We start from the raw sequence: 26,978 nt of genomic DNA on the forward strand, positions 1-26,978 counted from the left end.
GCCAATGTTAAAGGGGGATGCTGGTGCATCCCCTTGTTGTTTATTGTGTCTCATCCTTAATGATATCGCTCGGGCCGTTCTTCTGCACCGAGGCAATACCTTTTTTGGCGGCATCTTTCGACGAGTACATTTCGCTGGTGGCGATAGTCTCGTGGTTATCTGCTTTCAGCAGAAAATACCACGGCTGAGATACGCTCTTTTCAGACTTTTTCAGTACGTAATACCCCATCCTTCACTCCTTTCGGCGTTAATAAACACTGAATAATCTGTAGACCATGGATAACGCCGCGGCAAGCAATCATCTAATAAATATATATTGGTGAAATCATTTGTTTTCTTTATGCTACTATTTTAATTACTAAATACTTTCAGGGTAACAAAGAGGACGGAGTTCACCATGGGTATCATTTCCTGGATCATTTTTGGTCTGATCGCTGGTATTTTGGCCAAGTGGATTATGCCGGGTAAAGACGGCGGTGGATTTATCATCACCGTGATCCTCGGTATTATCGGTGCGGTAGTCGGTGGCTGGATCAGTACGTTATTCGGCTTTGGCAAGGTCGACGGCTTTAACTTCGGCAGCTTTGTCGTCGCGGTCATTGGCGCGCTGGTGGTGCTCTTTATCTATCGTAAAGTGAAAAGCTAATACGCCGCGCGTAAGTTGATTCGGTAACAAAAAGCCGCCGCGATTCATGGCGGCTTTTTTACGTCTGAAATTCGTCTATGGCGGGTAAAAAAAAGCCCGCGAGATAGCTGCGGGCAAATCCATTTTGGCAAATTATACTCCGGGTGGCGTTCTTCAATAAGGCGCGAACACCGTCATGCAGAATTGAAAAGCGCCTCCTGACTACGTTCTCCGGCTGGAGAGGCAGTAGGGGAATTTTATGCTTAATTCGCCGCTAAAATAAGCCGACAAAATCAGTAGGGGGGTACCCGGCGCTGGCAGGGATAAGCGCCGTGAGTTTTTGCATAGTCTCTGCGGGGGTCCGTGGTCACCGCTGCAGATAGGTGGTTGCGGTCAATCGAGTAACACGCTCATCACCAGCAGTACCACCATGCACATCGACATAATACTGATATCAACCATTCTGTACGACACTTGCTCCCGTTAAAAATGATCCGGCCTGACGTCGGATAGCGATAACAAAACGGCGGGCATTGTACATGAGTAAACCTGAGGTTAACCAACCCTGATTTTAAGAATTAACTGAATCCATCACAAAATGACATCCTTTCGTAATAAGTTCTTGCAATGCGTCAGCAAGAGAATTAATCCACGCGGGTGGATTAATCTTGCACCGCCAGATTGTGACTGCGGGTGATAAATATGAGATATCAACGCCAGCACAATCCGGCACATGGCAAAAACAGGCTGTGCCATGCTTATTACCGGATACCGGAATAGCGAGGAAAATATGACAATTACGCTTTGTAAGGCCTGTGGCACGTCCTATGAATTTGGCGAACATCACCCGCAACATTGTCCGATATGTGAAGATGAACGTCAGTTTGTACCGCTAACCGGGCAGCAGTGGATTGATTTAGACCGTCTCACCGCAGCGCATAGTAATAAGTGGCAGCAGCATAACCTTGCGTTATTCAGCCTCCGCACCATCCCCAACTTCGCGATTAATCAGCGCGCTTTTCTTCTGCGTACACCGGAGGGCAATATCCTGTGGGACTGTATTGCCAATCTCGATGACGCGACAAAAACGCTGGTCTCCGCGCTGGGCGGACTTAAGGCCATCGCCATTTCGCATCCGCATTACTACAGCAGCATGCAGGATTGGGCGGCTGAATTTAAAGCGCCTATTTACCTGCATGAAAGCGATCGTCAGTGGATCATGCGTGATAGTCCGTGGATTACGCTGTGGGATGGCGACAGTTTACCTCTGACGGCCGATGTTAGTCTGCTCCGCCTCGGCGGACACTTCGCGGGCGGCAGCGTGCTGCACTGGGCGCAGGGCGATGGGCTGCTATTGTCTGGCGATATTGTTCAGGTCGCTCCCGGCGGTAATGCCGTTTCCTTTATGTGGAGTTACCCAAATATGCTGCCGCTTCCTGCCGCCGTGGTCAGCGATATTATCCGCCGTCTGAGCGTGGTGAAATTTAGTCAAATCTATGGCGCGTTTGAGGGGCGGGAAATTATGGAACATGCCGACCAGGTCGTACGTCGTTCAGGGGAAAAGTATATTGCTTGTTTGGGAAAGGCGCGGTGATCTCTTTTAGCCTTTGTCAGGGGCTCCGAATCCGGAGCCGCCTCAATCACTATTTTCGACTATCTCAAGACTGATTTCTTCGGTAAGCGCACGCATTAAAATCGCCCTTGCAAAATGATGAATCCCCGTTTAACTCCCGTTACGAGAGTAGCGTTAGCGGCTCCGTCCTGCAATCCGCTGTCTGCTGCAACCAGAGTAACCCGCTGAAATTTCACCATCCTGGCGAAAAAGTGCCTTTTATCGCCGCTATTGTATAAATCGGTATTTTCGATACATCTTTTCCATTGCCGCTGCGCCTGGCGGTTCATTGTTAATAACTTATTATTTATCAATCTATTAAATATAGAAATTGCTTCCTGATAACCCTTTAGTCAGGGTCTATGCTTATAGAAAAGCACAGAAATGGGCGAAATGGCCGAATACCCCTGCTCTGGTGGGGTTGAAGTGATAATCATTATCACTAACATGATGGGATAGCCCGATGGCGGCAACCGATGAGGTAGAGCGATGGAACTACAAACAGGAACCTTTAATCCCGACGATTTTAACTGGCAGGGGCTGACAATGACGCCCACTGCGGCGGCTCATATCCGCGATCTGATGCAAAAACAGCCGGACAAACAGGGGCTGCGCCTGGGGATCAAAACCAGCGGCTGCGCCGGTTTTGGCTACGTACTGGAGATGATTGCCGAGCCAGCGGACGATGACCTGCTGTATGAACGCGACGGCGCGAAGCTATTTGCGCCGCTACAGGCGATGCCGTTCATTGACGGCACCGAACTGGATTATGTTCGCGAAGGCTTAAATGAAATATTCAAATTTCATAACCCGAAAGCGCAACACGAATGCGGTTGTGGCGAAAGTTTTGGGGTTCAGGCGGAGTAACTATGTCTCGTAATACTGAAGCAACTGACGATGTCAAAAGCTGGACCGGCGGCCCGCTCAACTATAAAGAAGGCTTTTTCACCCAGCTACAAACCGATGAGCTGGCAAAAGGTATTAATGAAGAGGTGGTCCGCGCGATTTCCGCTCGTCGTAATGAACCGGAGTGGATGCTGGAGTTTCGTCTCAATGCCTTTAAGGCCTGGCAGGAGATGGAAGAACCGCATTGGCTGAAAGCGCATTACGATAAGCTCAACTATCAGGATTACAGCTACTACTCGGCGCCATCCTGCGGCAACTGCGATGACACCTGCGCCTCGGAACCCGGCGCGCTGCAGCAAACCGGAGCGAATACCTTCCTGACTAACGAAGTGGAGGAAGCGTTTAACCAGCTCGGCGTGCCGGTACGCGAAGGCAAAGAAGTGGCGGTGGACGCTATTTTCGACTCGGTATCGGTGGCCACGACCTATCGCGAAAAACTGGCGGAACAGGGGATCATTTTCTGCTCCTTCGGTGAAGCGATTCACGACCACCCGGAGCTGGTGAAAAAATACCTCGGTACTGTCGTGCCGGGTAACGACAATTTCTTCGCCGCGCTGAACGCCGCAGTCGCTTCTGACGGCACCTTTATCTATGTGCCGAAAGACGTACGTTGTCCGATGGAGCTCTCGACCTATTTCCGTATCAATGCCGAGAAGACCGGGCAATTTGAACGCACTATTCTGGTGGCCGATGAAGGCAGCTACGTCAGCTATATCGAAGGCTGCTCGGCGCCGGTGCGCGACAGCTACCAGCTGCATGCGGCGGTAGTCGAAGTTATCATTCATAAAGATGCCGAAGTGAAGTATTCCACCGTGCAGAACTGGTTCCCTGGCGACCATAACACCGGCGGTATCCTTAACTTTGTCACCAAACGCGCGCTGTGCGAGGGTGAAAACAGCAAAATGTCATGGACCCAGTCGGAAACCGGCTCGGCCATCACCTGGAAATACCCCAGCTGTATTCTGCGCGGTGATAACTCGATTGGCGAATTCTTCTCGGTGGCGCTGACCAGCGGTCATCAGCAGGCGGATACCGGCACTAAAATGATTCATATCGGCAAAAACACCCGTTCGACCATTATCTCGAAGGGGATTTCCGCCGGACAGAGCCAGAACAGCTACCGTGGTCTGGTCAAAATCATGCCGACCGCCACCAACGCCCGTAACTACACGCAATGCGACTCGATGCTGATCGGTCCGGACTGCGGGGCGCATACCTTCCCGTATGTTGAATGCCGCAACAATAGCGCCCAGCTGGAACACGAAGCTACCACCTCGCGAATTGGTGAAGATCAGCTGTTCTACTGCCTGCAGCGCGGGATTAGCGAAGATGACGCGATCTCCATGATTGTTAATGGATTCTGTAAAGATGTGTTCTCAGAACTGCCGCTGGAATTCGCCGTCGAAGCGCAAAAACTGCTGGCTATTAGCCTTGAACATAGCGTCGGCTGATAATTAAGGATAAAAGATGTTAAGTATTAAAGATTTGCAAGTCGCCGTTGAAGACAAAGAGATCCTGCGCGGACTGAACCTTGAAATCCGTCCGGGAGAAGTCCATGCGATTATGGGGCCGAACGGCTCAGGGAAAAGCACGCTCTCGGCCACCCTCGCCGGACGGGAAGATTACGAAGTCACCGGCGGCAGCGTTGAATTTAAGGGGAAGAATCTGCTGGAGTTAGCGCCGGAAGATCGCGCTGGCGAAGGCATTTTTATGGCCTTCCAGTACCCGGTGGAAATTCCCGGCGTCAGTAACCAGTTCTTCCTGCAAACCGCGTTGAATGCGGTGCGTGGCTATCGCGGCCAGGAGGCGTTGGATCGTTTCGACTTCCAGGATTTGATGGAAGAGAAGATCAAGCTGCTGAAGATGCCGGAAGATCTGCTGACTCGTTCGGTGAACGTCGGTTTCTCTGGTGGCGAGAAAAAACGCAACGATATTCTGCAGATGGCGGTGCTTGAGCCTGAGCTGTGCATTCTCGATGAATCGGATTCCGGGCTGGATATTGATGCCCTGAAGATTGTTGCGGATGGCGTCAACGCGCTGCGCGATGGCAAACGCGCCTTTATTATCGTCACCCACTATCAGCGCATCCTTGACTACATCAAACCGGATTACGTTCATGTGCTGTATCAGGGGCGGATCGTTAAGTCGGGCGATTTCACTCTGGTCAAACAACTGGAGGAGCAGGGCTATGGCTGGCTTACCGAACAGCAGTAATGCGCTGCAGCAGTGGCATCATCTGTTTGAAGCGCAGGGCGACCAGCGCACGCCGCAAGCCAGCCAGCACCTGCAACAACTGCTGCGTCTGGGCCTGCCGACGCGCAAACAGGAAAACTGGAAATATACCCCGCTGGACGCGCTGCTTAACGGCACCTTTGTCGCGAATCCGGCGGCGGCGCTCAGCGCTGAGCAGCGCGATGCGTTAGCGCTCAACCTCGATGCCTGGCGTATGGTCTTTATCGACGGGCGCTTTAGCCCGGCGTTAAGCGACGATCTCGCCGCCAGCGGTTTTGACGTCAGCGTAGATAACCAACGCCAGCACCTGCCGGAAGCCGTGCAGCCGGAAGTGTTTCTTCATCTCACGGAAAGTCTGGCGCAGACGGTGACTCGCATCAGCGTGAAGCGCAATCAACGTCCGGACAAACCGCTGCTGCTGATGCATATTACCAGCGGTCTGGCAGGCGATGAGTTGAACACTGCTCATTATCGCCATCACCTGGCGCTGGAGAGCGGGGCGCAAGCGACCATCATTGAGCACTATATTAGCCTTGACGAGCGGCGCCACTTCACCGGCGGACGGCTGACCATGACGGTCGCTGACAACGCGCATTTGCAACACATCAAGCTGGCGTTCGAAAATGCGCAAAGCTACCACTTCGCGCATAACGATCTGCTGCTTGGCCGGGATGCTTCGGCCTTCAGCAGTAGCTTCTTGCTTGGTGGCGCGGTGTTGCGACATCACACCAGCACGAGTCTGAACGGTGAAAACAGCAATCTGCGCATTAACTCACTGGCGATGCCGGTGAAAAATGAAGTCTGCGACAGCCGTACCTGGCTCGATCATCACGTTGGTTACTGCAACAGTCGCCAGTTGCACAAAACCATCGTCAGCGATAAAGGCCGGGCGGTGTTTAATGGCCTGATTAACGTCGCCCCGCATGCGTTGAAAACCGACGGTCAGATGACCAACAACAATCTGCTGTTGGGGCGGCTGGCGGAGGTCGATACCAAGCCGCAGCTGGAGATTTACGCCGATGACGTAAAATGTAGCCACGGCGCCACCGTTGGGCGCATTGACGACGAGCAGCTGTTCTATCTGCGCTCGCGCGGTATCGACCAGCAGGCGGCGCAGCAAATGATTCTGTACGCCTTTGCCGCCGAGCTCACTGAAGCCATCAGCGATGAAGGACTCAGACAGCAGGTGCTGGCGCGTATTGGCCAGCGTTTGCCGGGAGGGGAAGCATGACATTTTCAGTGGAACGGGTTCGCGCCGATTTCCCGGTGCTGAGCCGTGAAGTCAACGGTCAGCCGCTGGTCTATCTTGATAGCGCCGCCAGTGCGCAGAAACCGGAAGCGGTGATTAACGCCGAAGCCGAGTTCTATCGCCACGGTTATGCCGCTGTCCATCGCGGTATTCATACGCTTAGCGCCGAAGCGACGGCGCGGATGGAGCAGGTACGCCAGCAGGCGGCCGCCTTCCTTAACGCGCGTTCGCCGGAAGAGATGGTATTCGTGCGCGGCACCACCGAGGGGATCAACCTGGTGGCCAACAGTTGGGGCAGCGCCAATGTACGCGCTGGCGATAATATTATCGTCAGCGAAATGGAGCATCACGCCAATATCGTACCGTGGCAGATGCTGTGCGCCCGCGTTGGCGCTGAGCTGCGGGTGATCCCGCTTAACCATGACGGTACGCTGCAACTGGATGTGATCCCCGGTCTGTTTGACCATCGTACCCGGCTGCTGGCGATAACCCAGGTGTCGAATGTGCTGGGGACGGAGAACCCGCTTTCCGCGCTGATCCCGCTGGCCCATCAACACGGTGCGAAGGTGCTGGTGGATGGCGCGCAGGCGGTGATGCACCACCCGGTGGATGTGCAGGCGCTGGATTGCGATTTTTACGTTTTCTCCGCGCATAAACTGTATGGGCCGACCGGCATCGGCGTGCTGTACGCCAAAGAAGCGTTATTGCAGGAGATGCCGCCATGGGAAGGTGGTGGGTCGATGATCGCCACCGTCAGCCTGACGGAAGGCACCACCTGGGCGAAGGCGCCATGGCGTTTTGAAGCCGGCACGCCGAATACCGGTGGGATTATCGGCCTTGGCGCGGCGCTGGACTATGTCAGCCAGCTTGGGCTTACGCACATCAGCGAATATGAACAGACGCTGATGCACTATGCCCTGCAGGCGCTGAAGCAGGTTCCGGATCTGACGCTCTATGGGCCGGAACAGCGGCGGGGGGTTATCGCGTTTAATCTCGGCAAGCACCACGCCTACGATGTCGGCAGTTTCCTCGATAACTACGGCATTGCGGTGCGTACCGGTCACCACTGCGCGATGCCGCTGATGGCGTTCTTTCAGGTACCGGCGATGTGCCGGGCGTCGTTGGCGATGTACAATACGACGGAAGAAGTGGACCGGCTGGTGGCGGGGCTGCAGCGGATCCACAAATTACTAGGTTAAAGGACGCGGCTATGGCGGCATTACCGGACAAAGACAAACTGTTGCGCAACTTCACCCGTTGCGCCAACTGGGAAGAGAAATACCTTTATATTATCGAGCTTGGCCAGCGGCTGGCGCCGCTCAGCCCGGAAGAGCACATCGCACAGCATATTATTCAGGGCTGCCAAAGCCAGGTGTGGATTGTGATGGAGCAGGAGGCATCCGGCGTTATCGTCCTGCGCGGCGATAGCGACGCGGCGATCGTCAAAGGGCTGATTGCGGTGGTGTTCATTCTTTATGACCGAATGACCGCGCAGGACATTACCGAGTTCGACGTGCGCCCGTGGTTTGAAAAAATGGCGTTAACCCAGCATCTTACTCCCTCCCGTTCGCAAGGACTCGAAGCGATGATTCGTGCAATTCGCGCGAAAGCCGCAAATCTTAGCTAAAATAAACAGGTAGATTTCATTCTGTTACGTGCGACGAAAGCAAAAGCTTGCGTCGCCGCGCAGATCCTGGCGTTTTATCAGCGAAAGAAGGAATCTCAGTATGAAGCGCGCGTCTCTCATTACGATGACCCTTCTCGCAGCCCTCAGCGCGCAGCACGGCGCCTGGGCTGTCGATTATCCGCTACCCCCTGCCAACAGCCGTTTGATTGGCCAAAACCAATACTGGACGGTACAGGAAGGGGATCGCAACCTGCAGGCTATCGCCCGGCATTTCGACACGGCGGCGATGCTTATCCTTGAGGCCAACGATACGATTGCGCCGGTACAGCCGAAGCCGGGCACCCGGGTGTTAATTCCCTCGCAGATGCTGTTGCCGGATGTGCCGCGCGAAGGCATCGTGGTGAACCTGGCTGAACTACGGCTGTACTATTTCCCGCCGGGGCAAAACCAGGTGCAGGTCTATCCGCTCGGCATTGGACAGTTAGGGCTGGAGACACCGGAAATGACGACTCGCGTCGGGCAAAAAATTCCTAACCCGACCTGGACGCCGACTGCGGGGATCCGCGCGCGTTCGCTGGAGAAGGGCATTAAGTTGCCGCCGGTGATCCCTGCCGGGCCGAATAACCCGCTGGGGCGTTATGCGCTGCGTTTGGCCTATGGCAACGGCGAATACCTGATCCATGGCACCAACGCTCCTGATAGCGTCGGCCTGCGGGTGAGTTCCGGCTGTATGCGGATGAACGCCGATGACATCAAAGCGTTGTTCAGCCAGGTGCGCGCCGGCACGCCGGTACGGATTATCAATCAGCCGGTGAAGTTCGCCATTGAACCCGATGGTAAACGCTATGTAGAGGTCCACAGGCCGCTTTCACAGACAGAAGGTGAAAACACCAGGACACTTTCCTACACGCTTCCTGCGGCGTTTCACGCCTTTTCCGACGATAAAGCGGTTGATGACCTGCAACTGAAAAAAGCGATGTCGAGAAGGGCGGGTTATCCGGTGGTGGTTTCCGAGGGGGCGGGCAGCGCGACAACGGAGTTATCGGCGCAGAACAGTCAGCCGAACACTAACCAACTGACACAGTAGTCCTCAAACGGAGGACAAAAAAAATGGCGCACAATGTGCGCCATTTTTATTACCAGAACTCTTACTTACGGTAAGAGTGAGCCTGGTTGTCCAGACGCTGGTTAGCGCGAGCTGCGTCGTCTTTAGCAGCCTGAACGTCAGAACGCATTGCGTTCACGTCGTTGCTCAGCTGGTCAACTTTAGCGTTCAGAGTCTGAACGTCAGAAGACAGCTGATCGATTTTAGCATTGCTGGAGCAACCAGCCAGCAGAGTAGAACCCAGGATTACCGCGCCCAGTACCAGTTTAGTACGATTCATTATTAATACCCTCTAGATTGAGTTAATCTCCATGTAGCGTTACAAGTATTACACAAACTTTTTTGGGATGAGAATATTTTTTTTACCCGAATGCACTTATTTTTGATCGTTCGCTCAAAGAAGCATCGAATTCGTAGATCTAGTTTAAAAAGCGCTGTGAAAACAGGAGGCTTCCATCGGATTCATCTTAGATAATCTCTTATTAAATAGTAAAATCCGATTTGCATTTTTATTAAGAACAGCTAGGGAAATGAATAAAAAAAAGCGCCCCAGAGGAGCGCTTTAAAAAAAGAGAAAATAACCTGTAAATTATTACAGCACGTGCACGGAGGCCGTGTTGGTGGTGCCGCTTGGAACCAGCGCGCCGGAAACCATCACCACTACGTCGCCTTTACGCGCCAGGCCGCTCTGCAGGGCCAGTTCTTTACCCAGGTGGTAGAAATCGTCGGTAGAGGCGATCTCTTTCACCAACTGCGGTACAACGCCTTTGCTCAGCACTAACTGGCGCGCGGTGGTTTCGTTGGTGGTCAGCGCCAGGATAGTGGCATCCGGGAAGTATTTACGTACGGCGCGAGCGGATTTACCGCCCTGAGTGGCAACGACGATCAGCGGCGCTTCCAGTTTTTCAGCGGTTTCAACGGCGCCGCGGCAGACTGCTTCAGTGATGCGCAGTTTGCGATTGTCGTTGTTGAAGTCCAGACGGCTGGTCATCACGCGGTCGGTACGTTCGCAAATGGTCGCCATGATGGTGACCGCTTCCAGCGGGTATTTACCTTTAGCGGATTCGCCGGACAACATCACGGCATCGGTACCGTCGAGGATGGCGTTCGCCACGTCGCCGGCTTCTGCGCGGGTCGGACGCGGGTTCTTGATCATGGAATCCAGCATCTGGGTCGCCGTGATAACGACTTTACGTGCGCGGATACATTTTTCGATGATCATTTTCTGCGCGAAAATAACTTCTTCAACCGGGATTTCAACGCCCATATCGCCGCGCGCAACCATGATGCCGTCAGAGGCTTCAAGGATTTCGTCGAAGTTGTTCAGGCCTTCCTGGTTTTCGATTTTGGAGATGATCTGGATGTTTTCGCCGCCGTGCGCCTTCAGGTGCTCGCGGATTTCAACAACGTCAGAACGTTTACGGATAAAGGACGCAGCAACGAAGTCAACGCCTTGCTCGCAACCGAAGATCAGGTCTTGCTTGTCTTTGTCAGCCAGCGCTGGCAGCGCGATGGAAACGCCCGGCAGGTTAACGCCTTTGTTTTCGCCGAGGTCGCCGTTGTTCAGCACTTTACAGATAACCTTGTTGCCTTCGATAGCGGTGACTTCCATACCGATCAGACCATCGTCGACCAGTACGGTGTTGCCGACGCTAAGGTCAGTGGTGAAGCCTTCGTAGGTCACCGCAACGATGTCATTGTTGCCGACGACGGATTTGTCAGTGGTGAAGGTAAAGGTCTGGCCCGCTTTCAGGGAAACGTCGTTGCCGCCTTCGAGCTTGATAGTGCGGATTTCCGGCCCTTTGGTATCCAGCAGGATTGCGGCTTTCTTACCGGTTTTGCTCATCACATTGCGCAGGTTCTGGATGCGCTGACCGTGTTCCGCATAATCGCCGTGAGAGAAGTTCAGACGCATGACGTTCATACCTGCGTCCAGCATTTTGGTCAACATCTCTTCGGATTCGGTTTTCGGACCGATGGTGCAAACAATTTTGGTCTTTTTCATGACAGTCTTAGTCTTTAAGTTGTGAAGGATATGGAAATCTCGCTCCGCGGGCGCGCTGCCGCGAAGGCAAACCTGTGTTACGAAAGTTGCAATGCCACGCTCTAAGGATAGGTGACAACAAAAGAGCGTGCAGAAGAATGTGTGCTGGCGGTTCAGCCCATGAAAAATGGCAATGTTTTATGCTTTTTTTTGTGCAGTCCAATGCGCTGAAACCATTCAAGAAAGAATCGAGGCGCATTATACGCTGCCAAAACGAAAAAAGAAAATGAAAACGGCGTTTCATTCCTGATGTGATGAATGTAACAAAATTCAAACTATTTACTCGCTAACTAGCAACACACTTTTGCAGCAGCCGATCAAATAAAGCGGCGTATTTAGCGATTTAATGCCGTATTAAAGTAAACAAAATACGCCACTGAAAGAAAAAGCTGACACAGTTTGCTTTATTATAAAATCATATCAATAATGAATTGATTGATAATGATAATTTAAGAGTCTTATTTATGGGAAATAAAGCGAAAGACGATGAGCTGTATCAGGAAATGTGCCGCGTAGTGGGTAAGGTCGTATTGGAAATGCGCGATCTTGGCCAGGAGCCGAAACATATCGTGATTGCCGGCGTCGTACGTACCGCGCTGGCAAACCCGAAAATTGAACGCGCCGCACTGACACGCGAAGCGATGGAGAGGGTGGTTCACGCGTTATCAGGACACTGAATCGCGCGTCCTGACATCAGCGCGGCTTAAGAGATCACAAAGCGAATCACCGCTTTTACCGCAATGTCGCAGTGATGGGAGACCATCGCGTCGTCGTCAATTTCCGGTAACGGGTCGTCGAGATACAGGCTACTGAAGGTGTAAAAGTTTGACACCTGATAGAAGCTGAAGCTGCTGATCAGGCGATGCACATCGCGCGCTTCCAGCCCGGCCTGGAAAATACCCTGTTGCTGGCCGCGCTGTAGAATATCCTCGATAATCGACAGCGCGGTGCGATTCAACGGTTTCAATTCCCCGGAGCTTTTCAGCCACTTGCCGCGCTGCATATTCTCCATGCAGATAACCCGCATATAGTCGGCATGAGTGGCGTGATAACGCACGCTCCATTTCACCAGCTGCGCCAGCGCCTCGACCGGCGGCAGGTGCTCCAGCCCCAGTTGTTGTTCCGTGTCGCGGATCTGCGCATACACATGTTGAAGTACCGCCTGGTACAGCTGCTCTTTGCTCTTGAAGTAGTAGACCACCATGCGTTTGGTGGTTTGCGCCTCAGTCGCTATCTGCTCCATGCGCGCGCCGGGAAGACCGTATTCGGCGAAGACGCTGATGGCGGCGCTGAAGATCCGCGCTTTCAGAGATTGTGCTTCATCATGAGCAACGAGGGACATAACAACTCCTTTTTCTGTGGAGACAAAAAATACACATAATGATCACAATTTAGCAACCAAATCTGGCGCACATGAACCAAATGATACATAGTCAGTGCTCATGTCTACTGATGACCCGAGGACCTCATGCTGCGCTCCATTGCCACCGTTTCGATTTCCGGTACCTTACCTGAAAAGCTGCATGCGATTGCCGCTGCGGGTTATCAGGGCGTTGAAATTTTTGAAAACGATCTGCTCTATTATACGGGCACGCCAGGCGATATCCGCAACCTCGCCGCCGAATTGGGGCTGAAAATCACGCTTTTTCAACCATTTCGCGATTTCGAAGGCGCCAGTCGCGCACAGTTTGCCGCCAATTTGCAGCGGGCGAAGCGGAAATTCGCTCTGATGCGCGAGCTGGGGTGCGATACCCTGCTGCTGTGTAGCAATGTCCAGCCGGACTGTTCCGCCGATATCGAATTGCAAGTCGCCGATTTGCGCGCGCTGGCCGACCTCGCCGAGCAAGAGGGGATGGTGATTGGCTATGAAGCGCTGGCGTGGGGAACGCACGTTAACCGTTGGCGCCAGGCCTGGGAGCGGGTTAAACGGGTCGATAGCCCGGCGCTGGGGATTGTGCTCGACAGCTTCCATATCCTGTCGCTTGGCGATGACTTAACCGGCCTTGATAGTGTGCCGGTAGAGAAAATCACTTTCCTGCAACTAGCCGACGCGCCGTTGATGAAGATGGATGTGCTGGAGTGGAGCCGCCATTTCCGCTGTTTCCCGGGACAGGGGCAGCTGCCGTTGGTGGCGTTCACCAGCGAGCTGACGCGTTGTGGCTACCGTGGCCCGTGGTCACTGGAAATTTTTAACGACAGCTTTCGCGCCTCGCCTAACGGCGCGACGGCAAAAGATGGCTACCGTTCGCTGCAGTGGCTGGAAGAGCAGACCCGCCGGCATCTCCCGGATAGCGATGCCGCGCTGTTCTCACCGTCGGCGTTACCGCAGTATGTTGGACTGGAGTTTATCGAGTTCGCCGCCAGTCCGGCGGAGTCTACGGCGCTTGGCCAACGCCTGTCGCAGCTGGGCTTTCAATTGCAGGGCAAACACCGTTCGAAACAGGTTTCGCTGTGGCGCAACGGCGGCGCACGGGTGATTGTTAACGCGCAGCCGCACAGCTGGGCGGATCATTTTCACCAGCGCCACGGCGTCTCGCTGTGCGCGATGGCGTTGCGGGTCAGCCGTAGCGCGCCGCTGGTGGAACGCGCCCGCGCCTACGGCTATGCCACCTGGCAGGGCGATGCTGGTCCTAACGAAAGTTCGATCCCGGCGATTTGCGCGCCGGACGGCAGCCTTATTTACTTGATTGAAACCGGTGATGATATCTACGCCCGCGATTTTCATCTGCAGCCAGCGGCGACGCGCGACGATTACCACGGCATCGACCATCTGGCCTTGGGCATGGAGGCCGATAGCCGTGACAACTGGATTGTCTTTTTCCGCACCGTTTTCGGTTTCAGTCTCGAACATGAACAGACGTTACCGGATCCCTACGGGCTGGTGCGCAGCCTGGCGGTGCATAGCCCGCAGGGCGATATCCGCCTGGCGCTGAATATTTCGCAGAGCCGCGCCACGCAGATCGCGCGTTCCGTCGCCTGTTATCAGGGCGCCGGGCTGCAGCATGCCGCCTTCGCCTGCCGCGATCTGCCCGCGACGCTCGATAGCCTGCCGCAGGTTTCGCTGAACGCGTTGCCGATCCCGGCCAACTATTATGAGGATTTGCTGGCGCGCTTTGGCGGCCAGCCGCAGGTAGAGACGCTTAAACGCCTGCAAATCCTCTATGATCGCGACGCCTGCGGCGGCGAATTCCTGCATCTTTATACCCGTCCGTTTTCGACTGGGCGCTTCTTCTTTGAATTGACCGAACGCCGCGACGGCTACACCCAGTACGGCGCGGTGAATGCCGCCGTTCGTCTTTCGGCCATGCAGTACCGTTAAACGTAACAAATGGTTCATCAATCAACATCGCAAACACAATAACAACATTCATCTGCATTCAAGACAGGAAACGACTATGAACTCTTATAGCCATAACCAAGCGACGGCGGCGGATACCGCGACCACTGCGCTTCGCTCCCGGCGGCGTATCGGGATCCTGGCGCTGCTGGCCGTCGGCACGATGATTAACTATCTCGACCGCACGGTACTTGGGATCGCCGCACCGCAACTGACCGCCGAGCTCGGCATTGATGCCGCGGTAATGGGCATTGTCTTTTCGGCGTTTGCCTGGACCTACGCGCTGGCGCAAATCCCCGGCGGGATGTTCCTCGACCGCTTCGGCAATAAAGTGACCTATTTCCTGTCATTAGCGATGTGGTCGCTATTTACCTTATTTCACGGTATGGCGGTGGGGCTGAAGACGCTGCTGCTGTGCCGCTTCGGGCTCGGTGTGAGCGAAGCGCCCTGTTTCCCGGTGAACAGCCGGGTGGTCAGCGCCTGGTTTCCGCAGCAGGAACGCGCCAAGGCCACTGCGGTATATACCGTTGGCGAATATCTCGGGCTGGCCTGCTTCTCGCCGCTGCTGTTCTGGATCATGGGCAGCTTTGGCTGGCGCGCGCTGTTTATCAGCGTTGGGGTTGTCGGCATGCTGTTCGCCATGGTGTGGTGGCGCTGCTATCGCGAACCGCATGAAGATAACCGCCTGAGCCAGAGCGAACGCGAACATATTCTCAGCGGCGGCGGTATTGCCACCCGCAGCGACCAGCACACCGAATTTAGCTGGCCGCTGGTGCGCCAGTTGTTGGCGAAACGGCAGATCATCGGCGCCAGCGTGGGCCAGTTCGCGGGTAATACCGTGCTGGTCTTCTTCCTGACCTGGTTTCCGACCTACCTGGCCACCGAGCGGCACATGGCGTGGTTGAAGGTGGGTTTCTTTGCCATTCTGCCGTTTCTCGCGGCGGCAGGCGGGGTGATGTTCGGCGGCTGGGTTTCCGACAAGCTGCTGAAAGCGACCGGTTCGGCCAATCTGGGGCGTAAGTTGCCGATCGTCGTCGGCCTGTTGATGGCCAGCAGCATCATTTCCGCCAACTGGCTGTCCAGCGATCTGGCGGTCATTCTGGTGATGTCCTTCGCCTTCTTTGGTCAGGGGATGGTGGGTCTTGGCTGGACGTTGATCTCCGACATCGCCCCGCAGGGGCTCGGCGGCTTAACCGGCGGCTTATTTAATTTCTGCGCCAACCTGGCGGGGATCCTCACGCCGCTGATTATCGGTTTTATCGTCGCCGCTTCCGGCAGCTTCTTCTATGCGCTGGTTTATATCGGTGGGGCGGCGCTGCTGGGCGTCGTGGCGTATCTGTTTATCCTTGGCGATGTCAAACGCATCGAACTTTCGCAGTAACAGGAGCAGGGCATGGTGATTAGTGGTAATACGCGGCTGATAGCGCATCTCGGCTATCCGACCGCCAGTTTTAAAGCGCCGATGATTTATAACCCGTGGCTGGCTCATCGGCAGGTGGATGTTAAAGTGGTGCCGATGGGCGTCAGGGCGGAAGACTATGCGACGCTGGTGCCAGCGCTATTTTCACTGACCAACATCGTTGGCGCACTGGTCACCATGCCGCATAAAATCGCCACCTGCGGGCTGGTTGATCGGCTCAGCCCGACGGCGGCGATTGCGGGCGCTTGCAACGCGATTCGCCGCGAGGCCGACGGCAGCCTACGCGGCGATATGTTCGACGGCGAAGGTTTTGTACTGGGGATCAAACGCAAAGGGTTTCAGCCGCAGGGCGCGCGGGCGTTGGTTGTCGGTTGTGGCGGCGTTGGCTCGGCCATCGCCGCGTCGCTGGCGGCGGCTGGGATTAGCGCCTTAACCCTATATGATACCTCTTCGTCAGCCGCACAGGCGCTGGCGGAGCGTCTGCATCAGCATTATCCGCGGCTGGAGCTCGTCCTGATGCGGCGCGATCCCGCCGAACACGATCTGGTGGTCAACGCCACGCCGCTGGGCATGAAAGCGGATGACCCGCTGCCGCTGGATGTATCGCGCCTGTCGCCGCGCACCTGGGTCGGCGAAGTGGTCATGAGCGTGGAATATACTCCGCTACTGCGGGCGGCGCAGGCGCGGGGTTGCCCGATGCAACGCGGCACCGACATGTTGTTTGAGATGATCCCCGCCTATCTCGAATTCTTCCAGCTCCCGGTGGCCACGCCGGAACAGCTGCGAGAACGGGCGGAAATGTGCTACTGAATTGGCATGAATGGCGTTACCCTAGCGCTATGTTTTCATTTTTATAGCGATGGCTATGATGACTCCTTCATTGACGCTGCTGGCGGCGGGAAGCCTGAAAAGTGCTTTTCTCCCGCTGCTGGCGCGTTTTCAGCAATACTACGGCATTCAGGTCGAGGCGCAGTTCGGCCCGGCCGGTCTGCTGCGCGAGCGCATTGAACGCGGCGAGCGCTGCTCGCTGTTTGCCTCGGCCAATACCGAACACCCTCAGGCGTTATTACAAACCGGGCTGGCGAAAACCTGCTGCTCGTTTGCCGCCAATCAACTGATGCTGACCGCGCGTTGCTCGCCTGCAACCAATCGCGCCGACTGGCTGACGCTACTCACTAATCCCCAGCTGCGGCTGGCGACCTCGACGCCGGGCTGCGATCCCTCGGGCGATTATACCTGGCAGCTATTTGCCCGCCTTGAAGAAGGTTATCCGGGCGTGGGTCACGCGTTGATGGGCAGGGCGCAACAACTCGTTGGCGGTCGCGAGTCGCTGAGCGTGCCAACAGGCGTGACCGCGGGCGCGTGGCTGATCGACGAAAACCTTGCCGACCTGTTTATCGGCTATGCCCACTATGCGGCGCAGATGGCGGCAAGTGCGACGCGGCGTACGTTAGCGATCCCCGCGCCGTGGAATGTTCGCTGCGAGTATCAGTTAGCGCGGATGGAGGAGAGCGATGCCGCGCGACAATTGTGCCGTTTTATCGTCGGCGAGGAAGGGCAGGCGTATTTGCGCGCCGCAGGCTTTTTACCGGTTAGCGATGGATCGTAAACTGCGGCGCCAGTAGCGGCACTGCACAGCCGGGATGGTCGATTTTATGCACCGGCAGGCCGTAGGCGCGCTGCAGGTGCGCTTCGCTGAGTATTGAAGCCGACTCGCCCGCCAGCCATTCGCCGTCCGGCAATAGCAGCAGCGTGTGACTGGCTATTTGCAAAGCGTGGGTCGGGTCATGGGTGGTGAACACCACGGTGCGTGCCTGCTGATGAGCAAGATTGCTAATCAACTGAAGCACGACCTGCTGATTAGCCAGGTCCAGCGCCGAACAGGGTTCGTCCAGCAGGATATTCTGGCTGGCGCCGACCAGCGCGCGAGCAATCAGCGCCAGCTGCTGCTGGCCACCGGAAAGGGCGCGGAACACCTGATTCGCCAGCACGGCGATCCCCAACTGCGCCAGCGCCTGCTGAACCTGCCGTTCATCTTCGGGCCCCGGCTGGGCGAACAGATCGACATGGCGGGCGCGGCCCATCAGTACCACATCGCGTACCAGCCAACTGAACGCCGGGCGGAACGACTGCGGCACAATGGCAATGCCGCCTTCGACGTTAACCTGTCCACCCAGCGGCGGTAGTACACCAGTCAGGGTATCCAGCAACGTACTTTTACCGCGGCCGTTAGCGCCCAGCACCGCCCAGATCTCGCCGGGTTGGCACTGTATGGTCAGTGGGGCGAATAGCGGCTGGCGGTGACCGTAGCGCAAGGCTTCCAGTGATAAAGACATATTCATTGGACCACTCCTCTACGGCGGGACTGCATCAACAAAAAGGTAAACAGCGGCGCGCCGAGCAGGGCGGTGATGATGCCGATCGGAATTTCCGCCTGGGTTAAGGTGCGCGCCAGATCGTCCACCACCACCATAAACGCGCCGCCGAGCCAGAAGGCCGTCGGCAGCAGGCGGCGATGATCGGCGCCGACCAGCAGCCGCGCCAGATGCGGGATCACCAGCCCAACCCAGGCGATACTGCCGCTCACCGCGACCTGCGCGGCAACCAGCACCGCGCAGCAGACCAACACACCGCGACGCAATGCGCCGAGCGAAATCCCCAGCCCACGCGCGTCTTTGTCTTCCAGCGCCAACAGATTAATACGCCAGCGCAGCGCTAACAGAACCGCGGCGGCTGCGGCTACCGGCAGCGCCATGATCAGCACTTTGTGCCAGTTGGCGGTGGCGAAGCTGCCGAGCAGCCAGAAGACGATATTCGGCAGTGTTTCTTCGGTGTCGGCGAGGTACTGCATCAGGCTCACCAGTGCGGCAAAAAAGCCGCTGAGGATAATGCCGGAGAGGATCAGCACCAACGTGCTTTCACGTCCCTGCAGCGTGGCGATCAGATAGACCAGCGCCAGTGCGGCGAGGCCGAAGAAGAAGGTGGAACCCATCATCAGTACGGTGTCGAATCCCAGCAGGATCGCCAGCGTACCGCCGAAGGCGGAGCCTGAGGTCACGCCGATGATATGTGGGTCGACCAGCGGATTCTGGAACACGCCCTGTAAGGTCGCGCCGCACAGCCCCAGCGCGCCGCCAGCCAGTAACGCCATTACCACCCGGGGGAGCCTGACCGACCAGACAATCTGCCCGGCGACGCCGTCGCCGGACGCCCATGACGTCAACTGGTGAAAAACGTCGCCCAGGCTGAGAGGGTACTGCCCCAGACATAACGAAGCGACGGCGATAAACAGCGTCGCCGCCGCCAGTCCGCCGTGGAGCAACGTCCAGTAAGCATTACTGCGCATCGGGCGTCCACTTCACGCGGTAGAAGCGCTGATAGTAGTCTTGCGCTTTGGCATCCACATCAACATTCTGGTAGCGCGAAGGGTAGAGCTTTTTCGCCATCCACAGTTCGCCGATTGCCAGCGCTTCCGGCATTGGGTAGCCCCAGGCCTTGGCGTATTCCGGCATCAGCCATACGCGGTGGTTTTTCACCGCATCAATCGCCTGCCACTGCGGGTCGCGCTCAATCTGTTTGACCACCTGCGGGTAGCGGTCCTGCACGAAGATAACCTCAGGGTTCCACTGCAGTACCTGCTCCAGCGAAACCTGACGCGCGCCCTTGACCGTGGCGGCGGCCACGTTCAGCGCCCCGGCATGCTTCATCATCAACCCGGTGTATTTGCCGGAACCGTAGGTGTTGAGGTCCGGGTTGGCCATATAGACGCGCACCCGTTGATTTTCGGGGATATCGGCGACCGGAGCATTGGCTTGCGCGCGTGCCGTGAAGGTGTAATGAATCAGCGCTTCGGCCTGGCTTTGGCGCTCAACCACTTCGCCAATCAGGCGGATGCCCTGTTTCAGCCCGTCGTTATAGGCCTGTTCTTCGTCGGCCATCGTCGGGTTCATTTTATTTTTTTCGCCCGCCGCATCCTGACGCAGGGAAATGGCGACCACCGGGATCCCGGCGGTCTGAATCTGTTGGATCATCGCCTGCGGCGCGTAGTTAGCGACGAAGACCACCTGCGGATGCAGTGCCAGCAGGCTTTCGATATTGACCTGGGTTAAATCGCCCGGCGTCGCCAGTTGTTCAATATTGGGCATAAAGCGGACGAACTGCGGCCCTAGCTGCTTTTTCCAACTGCTTAACACACCGACAATATCGCTGCCGGCATCCAGCTGTACCAGCAGGTTGAGCGTCTGGTGTTGCAGCACGACGGCGCGGGTGACGTGATCCGGCAGCGTGACCTGGCGGCCTAGTTGGTCGGTGACGGTACGATCGGCGAAGGCTTGACTAGCGAACAGGCTGGCGCTGAGCAGCGTCAGGCCCAGGAATAAAGGGTGTTTTGACATGGGTTGGCCCGGTTGGCTAAGAAGAATCGTTGTGTATTAAATTATATAGCGAAGCCGGGCGCAAATAATAACGTCGCATCTACCTCCTAAGATCAAGTTTTCTGCTGCCGGGGAATTTGCCTCATGCCTTGCGGATCGGCGCATGATGGCATAGGTTAAATGATTATAAATTCATTCTCATCGCCGCTATGTCTTATCCATCCCGCTTATTAAGTGATATTCCCGGTATCCGCTACGCTTTTCTTGATGTGCACGAAACCGCCGCGTTTCCCTACAACGACATGGCGCCGGTTAAGCTGGTGCATGGCAATATCGTCCATCACTATCAGGCGCCGCTGCCTGAACGCCCCCATGCCGATGCGGTATTTACCTCGGTTATTGGACAAAAGGTCGGCGTAGTGACCGCCGATTGTTTACCGTTGTTGTTGGCCTCGCGCGATGGGCGCTACGTTTGTAGCGTGCATGCCGGCTGGCGTGGTGCGGCCAGCGGCATCATCGAAAATAGCCTGGCGCTGTTTCGTCAGCATCAGGTAGCGATGGAAGAGATCGTGGTGGTCTGCGGGCCACATATTCACGCCTGCTGTTACGAAGTCTCCACGGCGTTTTACCAGACGCTATTGACCATGCCTGCGGGCGAGTTGGTCAAACGGTACAGTCAGCGGTTGTTTCATCAGCGGTTAACCCCGCCTGAAACAGGAAAAGCGCAAGCGACCGGCAGCGACAATTTATGGTTCGATTTACGCGCGCTGGCGCAATTGGTGCTGCAACAGACCGGGGTACCGGAGGAGAATACCGAATGGCTGGGCAGTTGCACCTATTGCACGCCAGAAACGCTGGGCTCCTACCGGCGGCGCACCCATTTCCCGGCGCCGAAAACCTTCCAGTATTCATGGATTATGCGCGAATAAGATAAAATGCGGATGGCGGCGGCCGCCATCCGCGCATGCGGGATCAGAAATCCATTTTTACGGTGAACTGCACCTCGCGCGGGTCGCCAATTTGGTTACCGAGATTATTGGTGCCAATGGACGACGTGTAATAGGTTTTATCAAACAGGTTTTTCACATTCATCTGCAGCGTAACCGGATACTGCAGCTTCATTTTATAGGCCGCAAAAACGTCAGCGACCGCATAGCCCTGCAGATAATAATCCGCGCCGTTGGTGCCGGAACGTTTGCTCACCGCGTGGCCGCCGCCGCCGATGGTCAGGGTGTTGCTGTTATAGACATTATGAATGTCATAGCTTAAGAACAGCGAACCGGTGTGCTTCGGCACGTTTGGCAGCGGTTTACCGGCATAATCCGGATCGTCGATCACCTTAGCATCGGTATAGCCGTAGCTGGCGATGACGCTAAGGTTGTCGGTGAGTGAACCCGCCAGATCCACTTCCACGCCGCGCGAGCGGACCTTGCCTGCCGTTTTCGCCACCGTCTCGTCGCCGATGCTTTCGGTGTACAGCACGTTGCGTTTGTGAATATCAAAAAGCGCGATATTGGCGGTAATGCCGTCTAACAGGTCAAACTTAGCGCCAACTTCGTAAGACGTGGATTCTTCCGGCGGCAGCTCGCCGATGTAGCTGGCGATCGACGACTGCGGCATAAACGACTGGGCAACGTTGGCAAACAGCGACATGTTTGGCGTCACTTTGTAAACCAGGCCCGCCTTCGGCGTCCATTTTTCATCGTGGCTGTCGGTATTGACGTTAAACGGACGTCCTTTGCCCGCGTACTGGGTGTAGTACTGGTAGCGCAGGCCAGCGACCGCAATCCAGTTATCGGTCAGATACAGCGCGTCCTGCACGTAAGCTGCGTAACTTTCCTGCTTGATACGCTGATCGCTATCCGAGGCGGAGACGGTATTGCAGGTATCGAGGGTGCCGTACACCGGGTGATAAATATTAAAGCCTTTTACGTTCTTACAGCGCAGCATGTCGGTGCGCAGCAGATCGTAATTCTCGTAGGCGACGCCGGTCAGCACTTCGTTATAAAAACCGCCGACCACCACGTTGCCCTGCAGGTCGGCGCGGGTAGAGTGCATTTTTTGCGTCGAGCCGTGAGTACCATCGACCCGACGGGTCAGGTTGCCGGTCGCCGAATCATAGGCCATCACGCGGGCCTGATTATCGTTGTAGTGATCCTGGCTGTAGCTGTAGTCGAAACGCGCGGTCCAGGCCTCGTTAAGGCGATACTCGGCATTCAGCTGGGCGATATCGGAATAGCCATCGGTAATATTAAAGGCTTCATCAAAACGGGTTTTCCGGTCAACGTTGACCGCGTGGCCGGTATTGAGATCGAAGATCGTCCCGCGGTCAAAGGGCGCGCTGTAATCACGATGTGAATACGACGCGGTGATGGTTGCGCTATCGCCAAACCAGGTCAGGGAAGGGGCGATAAAGCTGCTTTTGTTCTTACCGAAATTACGCCAGTAATCTTCATTTTGGTATTCGCCGATCAGGCGATAAGCAAGGCGGGTGCCTTCGATAGGCCCGGTGACGTCGAAGCTGCCGGTGCCGCCGCCAAAGCTGCTGGAGGTGCCGGAGATAGAACCGGAGAACTGGCGCTGTGGACGTTTAGTGACGACGTTAATCAGCCCGCCGGGGTCAAGAATGCCGTACAGCGTCGAGGCCGGACCTTTTAGCACTTCTACCCGTTCGGTGGCGGCGTTAAAGCTACGCGGCAGCACGGTACGCAGGCCGTTGGTCATAATGGAGCCGTCGCGGTTCGCGCCGAAGCCGCGGCGGGTAAAGGCATCCTGGGTGCCGCCGAGCGTATTGGTCTGTACGACGTTGGCGACATTATACAGCGCCTCATCCAAAGAGGTGGCGTGCTGATCTTCCAGCACCCGATCGCTGACGGTATTCACCACTTGCGGAATATCCAGTATCGGCATCGAAGTCAGCGTCGCGGTAGAAGAGCTCAGCGGCTGATATCCGCTGGTGGCGCTCTGCTGCCCGCCGCCAGCGACGACGGTGATGGTGTCTCCAGCGTCCTTTTTATCCTTCTCCGCGTTCGTTTCCGCAGCCATTAATCCCGGAGAGGCTAAAAAAAGAAGCGAAAAAAGCGCACGCCCTTTCAACGTCGTGAAGGCGACATGGGGTTGAGTCATTATTTGTTTCTCGTGAACGAATCTGCCTTTGCGGTCAGATAAAGCCAATAAAATCATTGCCCTAAAAAATAAAACCTATCTGTTAAGCGTCTGAATGCGCTATTAGATATGTAATTGAGAATCATTCAATCACGAAGGAATGTAGTAGTAAATGTTATGTAAGATAAAAAATCATTGTGCGGTAATCGGGCAGGTCGGGCGCTTGTTGTAGAGGGGGAATGGTATTTATCATATTGATAATATTTGATTTTAATAAATCTTGTCTTACGCGCGATCGCTGTAGTCAGCACAATGCAATGAAGGTGAAGGGGAGTATTGACTACTACATTCATCCCATTCATGATCAAAAGAGAATGAGATTTATTTTGATTTGACTGCAGAACGTCCAGGCCTGATGCCGGTACGCTGCGGCGCAGGAGCGAGTTATGCCACAGCGGGTGAACCCTGCAGAGCAGGGGATCGTACTGGATACCCTGTCGGCTGGATACGGCCAGACCCTGATCGTTGATGACATCAATCTGACGATCCCCAGCGGTAAAATGACGGTGCTCGCTGGGGCCAACGGCTCTGGCAAGTCCACGCTGTTATCGACCATCGCCCGGATGCTGAAACCGCTCGGCGGCTGCGTACGCCTGGACGGTAAATCCATTCATGCTATGCCGACGAAAGCCGTCTCCCGCCAGTTGGGCATTCTGCCGCAATCGCCGCTGACGCCGGAAGGACTCACGGTATTCGAACTGGTATCGCGCGGCCGCTATCCGTGGCAGGGGCTGATGCGCCAGTGGTCCGGGACGGATGAGCAAGCGGTGGAAGAGGCGCTGCACTTAACCGGTACCGCCGAATTCGCCCACCTGCCGGTTGATAGCCTCTCTGGCGGCCAGCGTCAGCGCTGCTGGATTGCGATGGCATTGGCCCAACAAACGGCAACCATTTTGCTCGATGAGCCCACCACCTGGCTCGATCTGCGCTATCAGGTCGATATTCTTGAACTGTTGCAAACCCTGACCCGCCAACATGGCCGCACGGTGGTCACGGTGCTGCACGATCTTAACTTTGCGGTGAACTACGCCGATTTGCTGGTCTTTCTCAAGCAGGGGCGGATTGCCGGCACCATCGCCGAAAACGAAACCTGCAGCCCTGAGCTGATTAAAGACGTCTTTGATGTGGATGTGCAGATGTCGATCAACCCGCAAACCGGTAAACCTTTCTTTATGCCGTTTCGCGCAAGCCAGGTTGTTAACGCATGAGCGCCGCCGTACTGCACGCCGCCCGGCGTCATACCCGCCCCCGGCTGGTGTTGTTGCTACTGACGCTGCTGCTTATCGGCGGTTCCCTGATTCATCTTGGTTTAGGCGCCCGTTGGATTGCCCCGCAAACCGTACTGCAGGCGCTGTTGGCATACGACCCGCGCAACTTCGACCACCGGATTATTGTCGATTTGCGTCTGGTGCGGCTGGCGGCGGCGCTGTTGACCGGCGCGACGCTCGGCGTCGCCGGGTTGCTGCTGCAAACGGTGGTTCGCAACCCGCTCGGCGAACCTCATATCCTTGGGCTCAACGCCGGAGCTTCGCTGGCGGTGGTCGCCGCCTCGGCGCTGGGCGTGTCCCTGGGTGGATTCGCCTGGGGGCGTCCGCTGACCGCCGCCTGCGGCGCGGCGCTGCTGTTTGGCGGCGTGATGCTGCTGGCCTCCGCCGGGCGCGGCGGGACGACGCCGTTGCGTATTACGCTGTGCGGCGTGGCGCTCTCCGCGTTTGCGTCGGCGGTGACGGCGGCGATTCTCATTCTTGACGAACAAACGCTGCTGGCGATGCGTACCTGGCTTGCCGGCGATCTGGCCGGATTGAACTGGTTCACTTTGCGGGCCGCGCTGGCCCCGGCGCTGGTGGGATTGGGGGTAGCGTTGCTGATCGCGCCGCGACTCAATGTGCTGGCGCTGGGCGATAAGGTGGCGCTGGGGCTTGGGGTGAATATTGCCCAAACCCGGCTGTTGGGGTTGCTGGCGATTGCGCTGCTGTGCGGCGCAGCGGTGGCGATTGCAGGGCCGATTGGCTTCGTGGGACTGGTGGTGCCGCACGTGGTACGTCGCCTGGTGACCGAAGACATTCGTTTGGCGTTGCCGCTGGCGGCACCGGTGGGCGCGCTGGTGCTGCTGCTGGCGGATATTGCCGCTCGCACCCTCGTCGCGCCGCAGGAGTTGGCTACCGGAGCGATGACCGCGCTGGTCGGCGCGCCGCTATTTATCTTTATCGCCGCGAGGTTTTTTAAATGAAACGCGCCGTTCACCGCGCGGGTTTTCGGCCGCTGGCATTGGCCTCGGCACACCTGCTGCTGCGCCCGGCAGCATTAAAAATCGCCGCCATCATCCTGTTGACGTTGCTGGCGTTGGGGCTCTATAGCCTCAGCCGCGGCAGCTTTCCGCTGCCGTCTTCGGCGCTGGCTCGCGCGCTGCTGGCGCCAGAACAGCTTGGTGAGCAGCCGCGTTTTATCCTGTTTGATATCCGTCTGCCGCGGATCCTGATGGCGTTGTTGTGCGGCGCCATGCTTGGTCTGGCTGGCGCGGCGATGCAGAGCATCACTCGCAACGGGTTGGCGGACCCCGGTCTTATCGGCGTTAAAGAGGGCGCCAGCATTGTGGTGCTGGCGCTGATTCTGTTTTTCCCGGCGCTGGGGCTGGCGTGGCGACCGCTGGCTGGGATGCTCGGCGGCGCGCTGGTGGCGCTGCTGGTACTGGCGCTGGCGCGCGATTGCTCGCGTCCGCGTTTTATTCTGATTGGCATCGGCGTGTCGTGGACGTTAGCGGCGGCGGTCGGCATTTTTATGACCACCGCCGATGTGCGCGACGTCCAGACGGCGATGATCTGGCTGGCGGGCAGCCTGCATGCGGCAACCTGGCCGCTGCTGGCTGTGGCATGTTGTTGGGCGCTGCCCGGCGCGCTGATACTGTTTTGCACCGCCCGCGCGGCGGATGCGGCGCTACTCGGCGACCGTACCGCCATCGGTCTTGGCGTGCGCTTGCAGCAGCTCACGCTGCTGCGTTTTTTCGCGCCGGTAGTGCTGACGTCAGCTAGCGTGTCCTGCGTGGGCAGCCTGGGGTTTGTCGGCCTGATGGCGCCGCATATGGCGCGGTTCGTCCTGCGCGGCGGTCAGGTGGCGCTGCTGTGCGGCAGCGCGCTGATTGGCGCGTTGCTGGTATTGGTCACGGATACTATCGGGCGGCTGGCGTTTGCGCCGTTGCAAATCCCGGCGGGGATCGTCATCGCGCTGGTCGGTTGTCCGTTTTTTATTTTGTTGCTGTGGCGTCGTCGTGATGCCCTGTAAATGG

27 protein-coding genes are annotated in these 26,978 nt (G+C 56.5%); 19 read left to right on the forward strand and 8 right to left on the reverse strand.

Annotation, left to right across the window (positions count from 1 at the left end; translation table 11 throughout):
* Positions 1-40 precede the first annotated feature (40 nt).
* Positions 41-229, reverse strand: coding sequence for a YegP family protein (locus PYR66_10045; protein WEF30001.1), 189 nt, complete (start codon positions 227-229; stop codon positions 41-43).
* A 168-nt stretch (positions 230-397) separates the two neighbouring features.
* On the opposite strand from PYR66_10045, the gene PYR66_10050 reads away from it, so the two are divergent.
* The 9 genes from PYR66_10050 (at position 398) to PYR66_10090 (ending at position 9,338) form a co-directional block, all read left to right on the forward strand.
* Positions 398-646, forward strand: coding sequence for a GlsB/YeaQ/YmgE family stress response membrane protein (locus tag PYR66_10050; GenBank protein ID WEF30002.1), 249 nt, complete (start codon positions 398-400; stop codon positions 644-646).
* A gap of 769 nt (positions 647-1,415) precedes the next feature.
* Positions 1,416-2,219 (forward strand): MBL fold metallo-hydrolase, encoded by an 804-nt coding sequence (locus PYR66_10055; protein ID WEF30003.1) that lies wholly within the window; start codon positions 1,416-1,418, stop codon positions 2,217-2,219.
* Positions 2,220-2,726: 507 nt separating this feature from the next.
* Positions 2,727-3,104, forward strand: a complete 378-nt coding sequence (gene sufA / locus PYR66_10060; GenBank protein WEF30004.1) for a Fe-S cluster assembly scaffold SufA — start codon at positions 2,727-2,729, stop codon at positions 3,102-3,104.
* A gap of 2 nt (positions 3,105-3,106) precedes the next feature.
* The gene (sufB, locus tag PYR66_10065; GenBank protein ID WEF30005.1) at positions 3,107-4,594 is read left to right on the forward strand and encodes a Fe-S cluster assembly protein SufB; all 1,488 of its coding nucleotides are present in this window, start codon (positions 3,107-3,109) and stop codon (positions 4,592-4,594) included.
* Positions 4,595-4,610: 16 nt separating this feature from the next.
* A complete protein-coding gene (sufC, locus tag PYR66_10070; GenBank protein WEF30006.1) occupies positions 4,611-5,357 on the forward strand; it encodes a Fe-S cluster assembly ATPase SufC in 747 nt (248 codons plus the stop codon).
* Positions 5,332-6,606, forward strand: a complete 1,275-nt coding sequence (sufD, locus tag PYR66_10075) for a Fe-S cluster assembly protein SufD (GenBank protein ID WEF30007.1) — start codon at positions 5,332-5,334, stop codon at positions 6,604-6,606. The genes sufC and sufD overlap by 26 nt, the downstream gene beginning before the upstream one ends.
* On the forward strand, positions 6,603-7,823 hold the full coding sequence (sufS, locus tag PYR66_10080) for a cysteine desulfurase SufS (GenBank protein ID WEF30008.1): 1,221 nt from the start codon (positions 6,603-6,605) through the stop codon (positions 7,821-7,823). The genes sufD and sufS overlap by 4 nt, the downstream gene beginning before the upstream one ends.
* Before the next feature lie 11 nt (positions 7,824-7,834).
* Complete coding sequence (gene sufE / locus PYR66_10085; GenBank protein ID WEF30009.1) at positions 7,835-8,251, forward strand: cysteine desulfuration protein SufE; 417 nt, start codon at positions 7,835-7,837, stop codon at positions 8,249-8,251.
* Positions 8,252-8,351: 100 nt separating this feature from the next.
* Positions 8,352-9,338 carry a L,D-transpeptidase family protein gene (locus PYR66_10090; GenBank protein WEF30010.1) on the forward strand — a complete coding sequence of 329 codons (987 nt, stop codon included), beginning with the start codon at positions 8,352-8,354 and terminating at the stop codon, positions 9,336-9,338.
* A gap of 61 nt (positions 9,339-9,399) precedes the next feature.
* On the opposite strand, the gene PYR66_10095 is transcribed toward PYR66_10090, so the two are convergent.
* Together PYR66_10095 and pykF are read right to left on the reverse strand one after the other, a co-directional pair.
* Positions 9,400-9,636: a major outer membrane lipoprotein gene (locus PYR66_10095; GenBank protein WEF30011.1), complete on the reverse strand. Its 237-nt coding sequence runs from the start codon at positions 9,634-9,636 to the stop codon at positions 9,400-9,402.
* A 312-nt stretch (positions 9,637-9,948) separates the two neighbouring features.
* Positions 9,949-11,361, reverse strand: coding sequence for a pyruvate kinase PykF (pykF, locus tag PYR66_10100; protein WEF30012.1), 1,413 nt, complete (start codon positions 11,359-11,361; stop codon positions 9,949-9,951).
* A gap of 137 nt (positions 11,362-11,498) precedes the next feature.
* Between pykF and PYR66_10105 the strand changes: the two genes are divergently transcribed.
* Both PYR66_10105 and fumD read left to right on the forward strand, forming a co-directional pair.
* Positions 11,499-11,630, forward strand: a complete 132-nt coding sequence (locus PYR66_10105; GenBank protein WEF30409.1) for a hypothetical protein — start codon at positions 11,499-11,501, stop codon at positions 11,628-11,630.
* Between the two features lie 234 nt (positions 11,631-11,864).
* On the forward strand, positions 11,865-12,077 hold the full coding sequence (gene fumD, locus PYR66_10110) for a fumarate hydratase FumD (protein WEF30013.1): 213 nt from the start codon (positions 11,865-11,867) through the stop codon (positions 12,075-12,077).
* Positions 12,078-12,103: 26 nt separating this feature from the next.
* On the opposite strand, the gene PYR66_10115 is transcribed toward fumD, so the two are convergent.
* The gene (locus PYR66_10115) at positions 12,104-12,742 is read right to left on the reverse strand and encodes a TetR/AcrR family transcriptional regulator (protein WEF30014.1); all 639 of its coding nucleotides are present in this window, start codon (positions 12,740-12,742) and stop codon (positions 12,104-12,106) included.
* A 126-nt stretch (positions 12,743-12,868) separates the two neighbouring features.
* On the opposite strand from PYR66_10115, the gene PYR66_10120 reads away from it, so the two are divergent.
* The 4 genes from PYR66_10120 to PYR66_10135 all read left to right on the forward strand — a co-directional run bounded on the left by PYR66_10120 (position 12,869) and on the right by PYR66_10135 (position 17,766).
* Positions 12,869-14,719 (forward strand): TIM barrel protein, encoded by a 1,851-nt coding sequence (locus PYR66_10120; protein WEF30015.1) that lies wholly within the window; start codon positions 12,869-12,871, stop codon positions 14,717-14,719.
* A gap of 76 nt (positions 14,720-14,795) precedes the next feature.
* Complete coding sequence (locus PYR66_10125; GenBank protein ID WEF30016.1) at positions 14,796-16,118, forward strand: MFS transporter; 1,323 nt, start codon at positions 14,796-14,798, stop codon at positions 16,116-16,118.
* 12 nt (positions 16,119-16,130) lie between these two features.
* Positions 16,131-16,967 (forward strand): shikimate dehydrogenase, encoded by an 837-nt coding sequence (locus tag PYR66_10130; GenBank protein ID WEF30017.1) that lies wholly within the window; start codon positions 16,131-16,133, stop codon positions 16,965-16,967.
* Positions 16,968-17,022: 55 nt separating this feature from the next.
* The gene (locus PYR66_10135) at positions 17,023-17,766 is read left to right on the forward strand and encodes a substrate-binding domain-containing protein (GenBank protein WEF30018.1); all 744 of its coding nucleotides are present in this window, start codon (positions 17,023-17,025) and stop codon (positions 17,764-17,766) included.
* Here the strand turns inward: PYR66_10135 and PYR66_10140 are convergent.
* The 3 genes from PYR66_10140 to PYR66_10150 are packed head-to-tail and all read right to left on the reverse strand — an operon-like array spanning position 17,750 to position 20,551.
* Positions 17,750-18,499 carry an ABC transporter ATP-binding protein gene (locus PYR66_10140; GenBank protein ID WEF30019.1) on the reverse strand — a complete coding sequence of 250 codons (750 nt, stop codon included), beginning with the start codon at positions 18,497-18,499 and terminating at the stop codon, positions 17,750-17,752. The genes PYR66_10135 and PYR66_10140 overlap by 17 nt on opposite strands.
* On the reverse strand, positions 18,496-19,503 hold the full coding sequence (locus PYR66_10145; GenBank protein ID WEF30020.1) for an iron ABC transporter permease: 1,008 nt from the start codon (positions 19,501-19,503) through the stop codon (positions 18,496-18,498). Before PYR66_10145 ends, PYR66_10140 begins: the two co-directional genes overlap by 4 nt.
* A complete protein-coding gene (locus tag PYR66_10150; protein WEF30021.1) occupies positions 19,493-20,551 on the reverse strand; it encodes an ABC transporter substrate-binding protein in 1,059 nt (352 codons plus the stop codon). Before PYR66_10150 ends, PYR66_10145 begins: the two co-directional genes overlap by 11 nt.
* Positions 20,552-20,739: 188 nt before the next feature.
* Between PYR66_10150 and PYR66_10155 the strand changes: the two genes are divergently transcribed.
* Positions 20,740-21,459, forward strand: coding sequence for a polyphenol oxidase family protein (locus PYR66_10155; GenBank protein WEF30022.1), 720 nt, complete (start codon positions 20,740-20,742; stop codon positions 21,457-21,459).
* 43 nt (positions 21,460-21,502) lie between these two features.
* Here PYR66_10155 and PYR66_10160 read toward each other — a convergent pair whose 3' ends face one another.
* Positions 21,503-23,575 carry a TonB-dependent siderophore receptor gene (locus tag PYR66_10160; protein ID WEF30023.1) on the reverse strand — a complete coding sequence of 691 codons (2,073 nt, stop codon included), beginning with the start codon at positions 23,573-23,575 and terminating at the stop codon, positions 21,503-21,505.
* Between the two features lie 506 nt (positions 23,576-24,081).
* Between PYR66_10160 and PYR66_10165 the strand changes: the two genes are divergently transcribed.
* Genes PYR66_10165 through PYR66_10175 form a run of 3 tightly spaced genes read left to right on the forward strand, consistent with a single transcriptional unit; the run spans position 24,082 to position 26,974 of the window.
* Positions 24,082-24,903: an ABC transporter ATP-binding protein gene (locus PYR66_10165; GenBank protein WEF30024.1), complete on the forward strand. Its 822-nt coding sequence runs from the start codon at positions 24,082-24,084 to the stop codon at positions 24,901-24,903.
* Positions 24,900-25,925: an iron ABC transporter permease gene (locus PYR66_10170; GenBank protein ID WEF30025.1), complete on the forward strand. Its 1,026-nt coding sequence runs from the start codon at positions 24,900-24,902 to the stop codon at positions 25,923-25,925. Before PYR66_10165 ends, PYR66_10170 begins: the two co-directional genes overlap by 4 nt.
* Positions 25,922-26,974, forward strand: a complete 1,053-nt coding sequence (locus PYR66_10175) for an iron ABC transporter permease (GenBank protein ID WEF30026.1) — start codon at positions 25,922-25,924, stop codon at positions 26,972-26,974. Before PYR66_10170 ends, PYR66_10175 begins: the two co-directional genes overlap by 4 nt.
* The last annotated feature ends 4 nt before the right edge of the window (positions 26,975-26,978 follow it).

This window comes from Klebsiella aerogenes (assembly GCA_029027985.1).
Classification (GTDB): domain Bacteria; phylum Pseudomonadota; class Gammaproteobacteria; order Enterobacterales; family Enterobacteriaceae; genus Klebsiella; species Klebsiella aerogenes_A.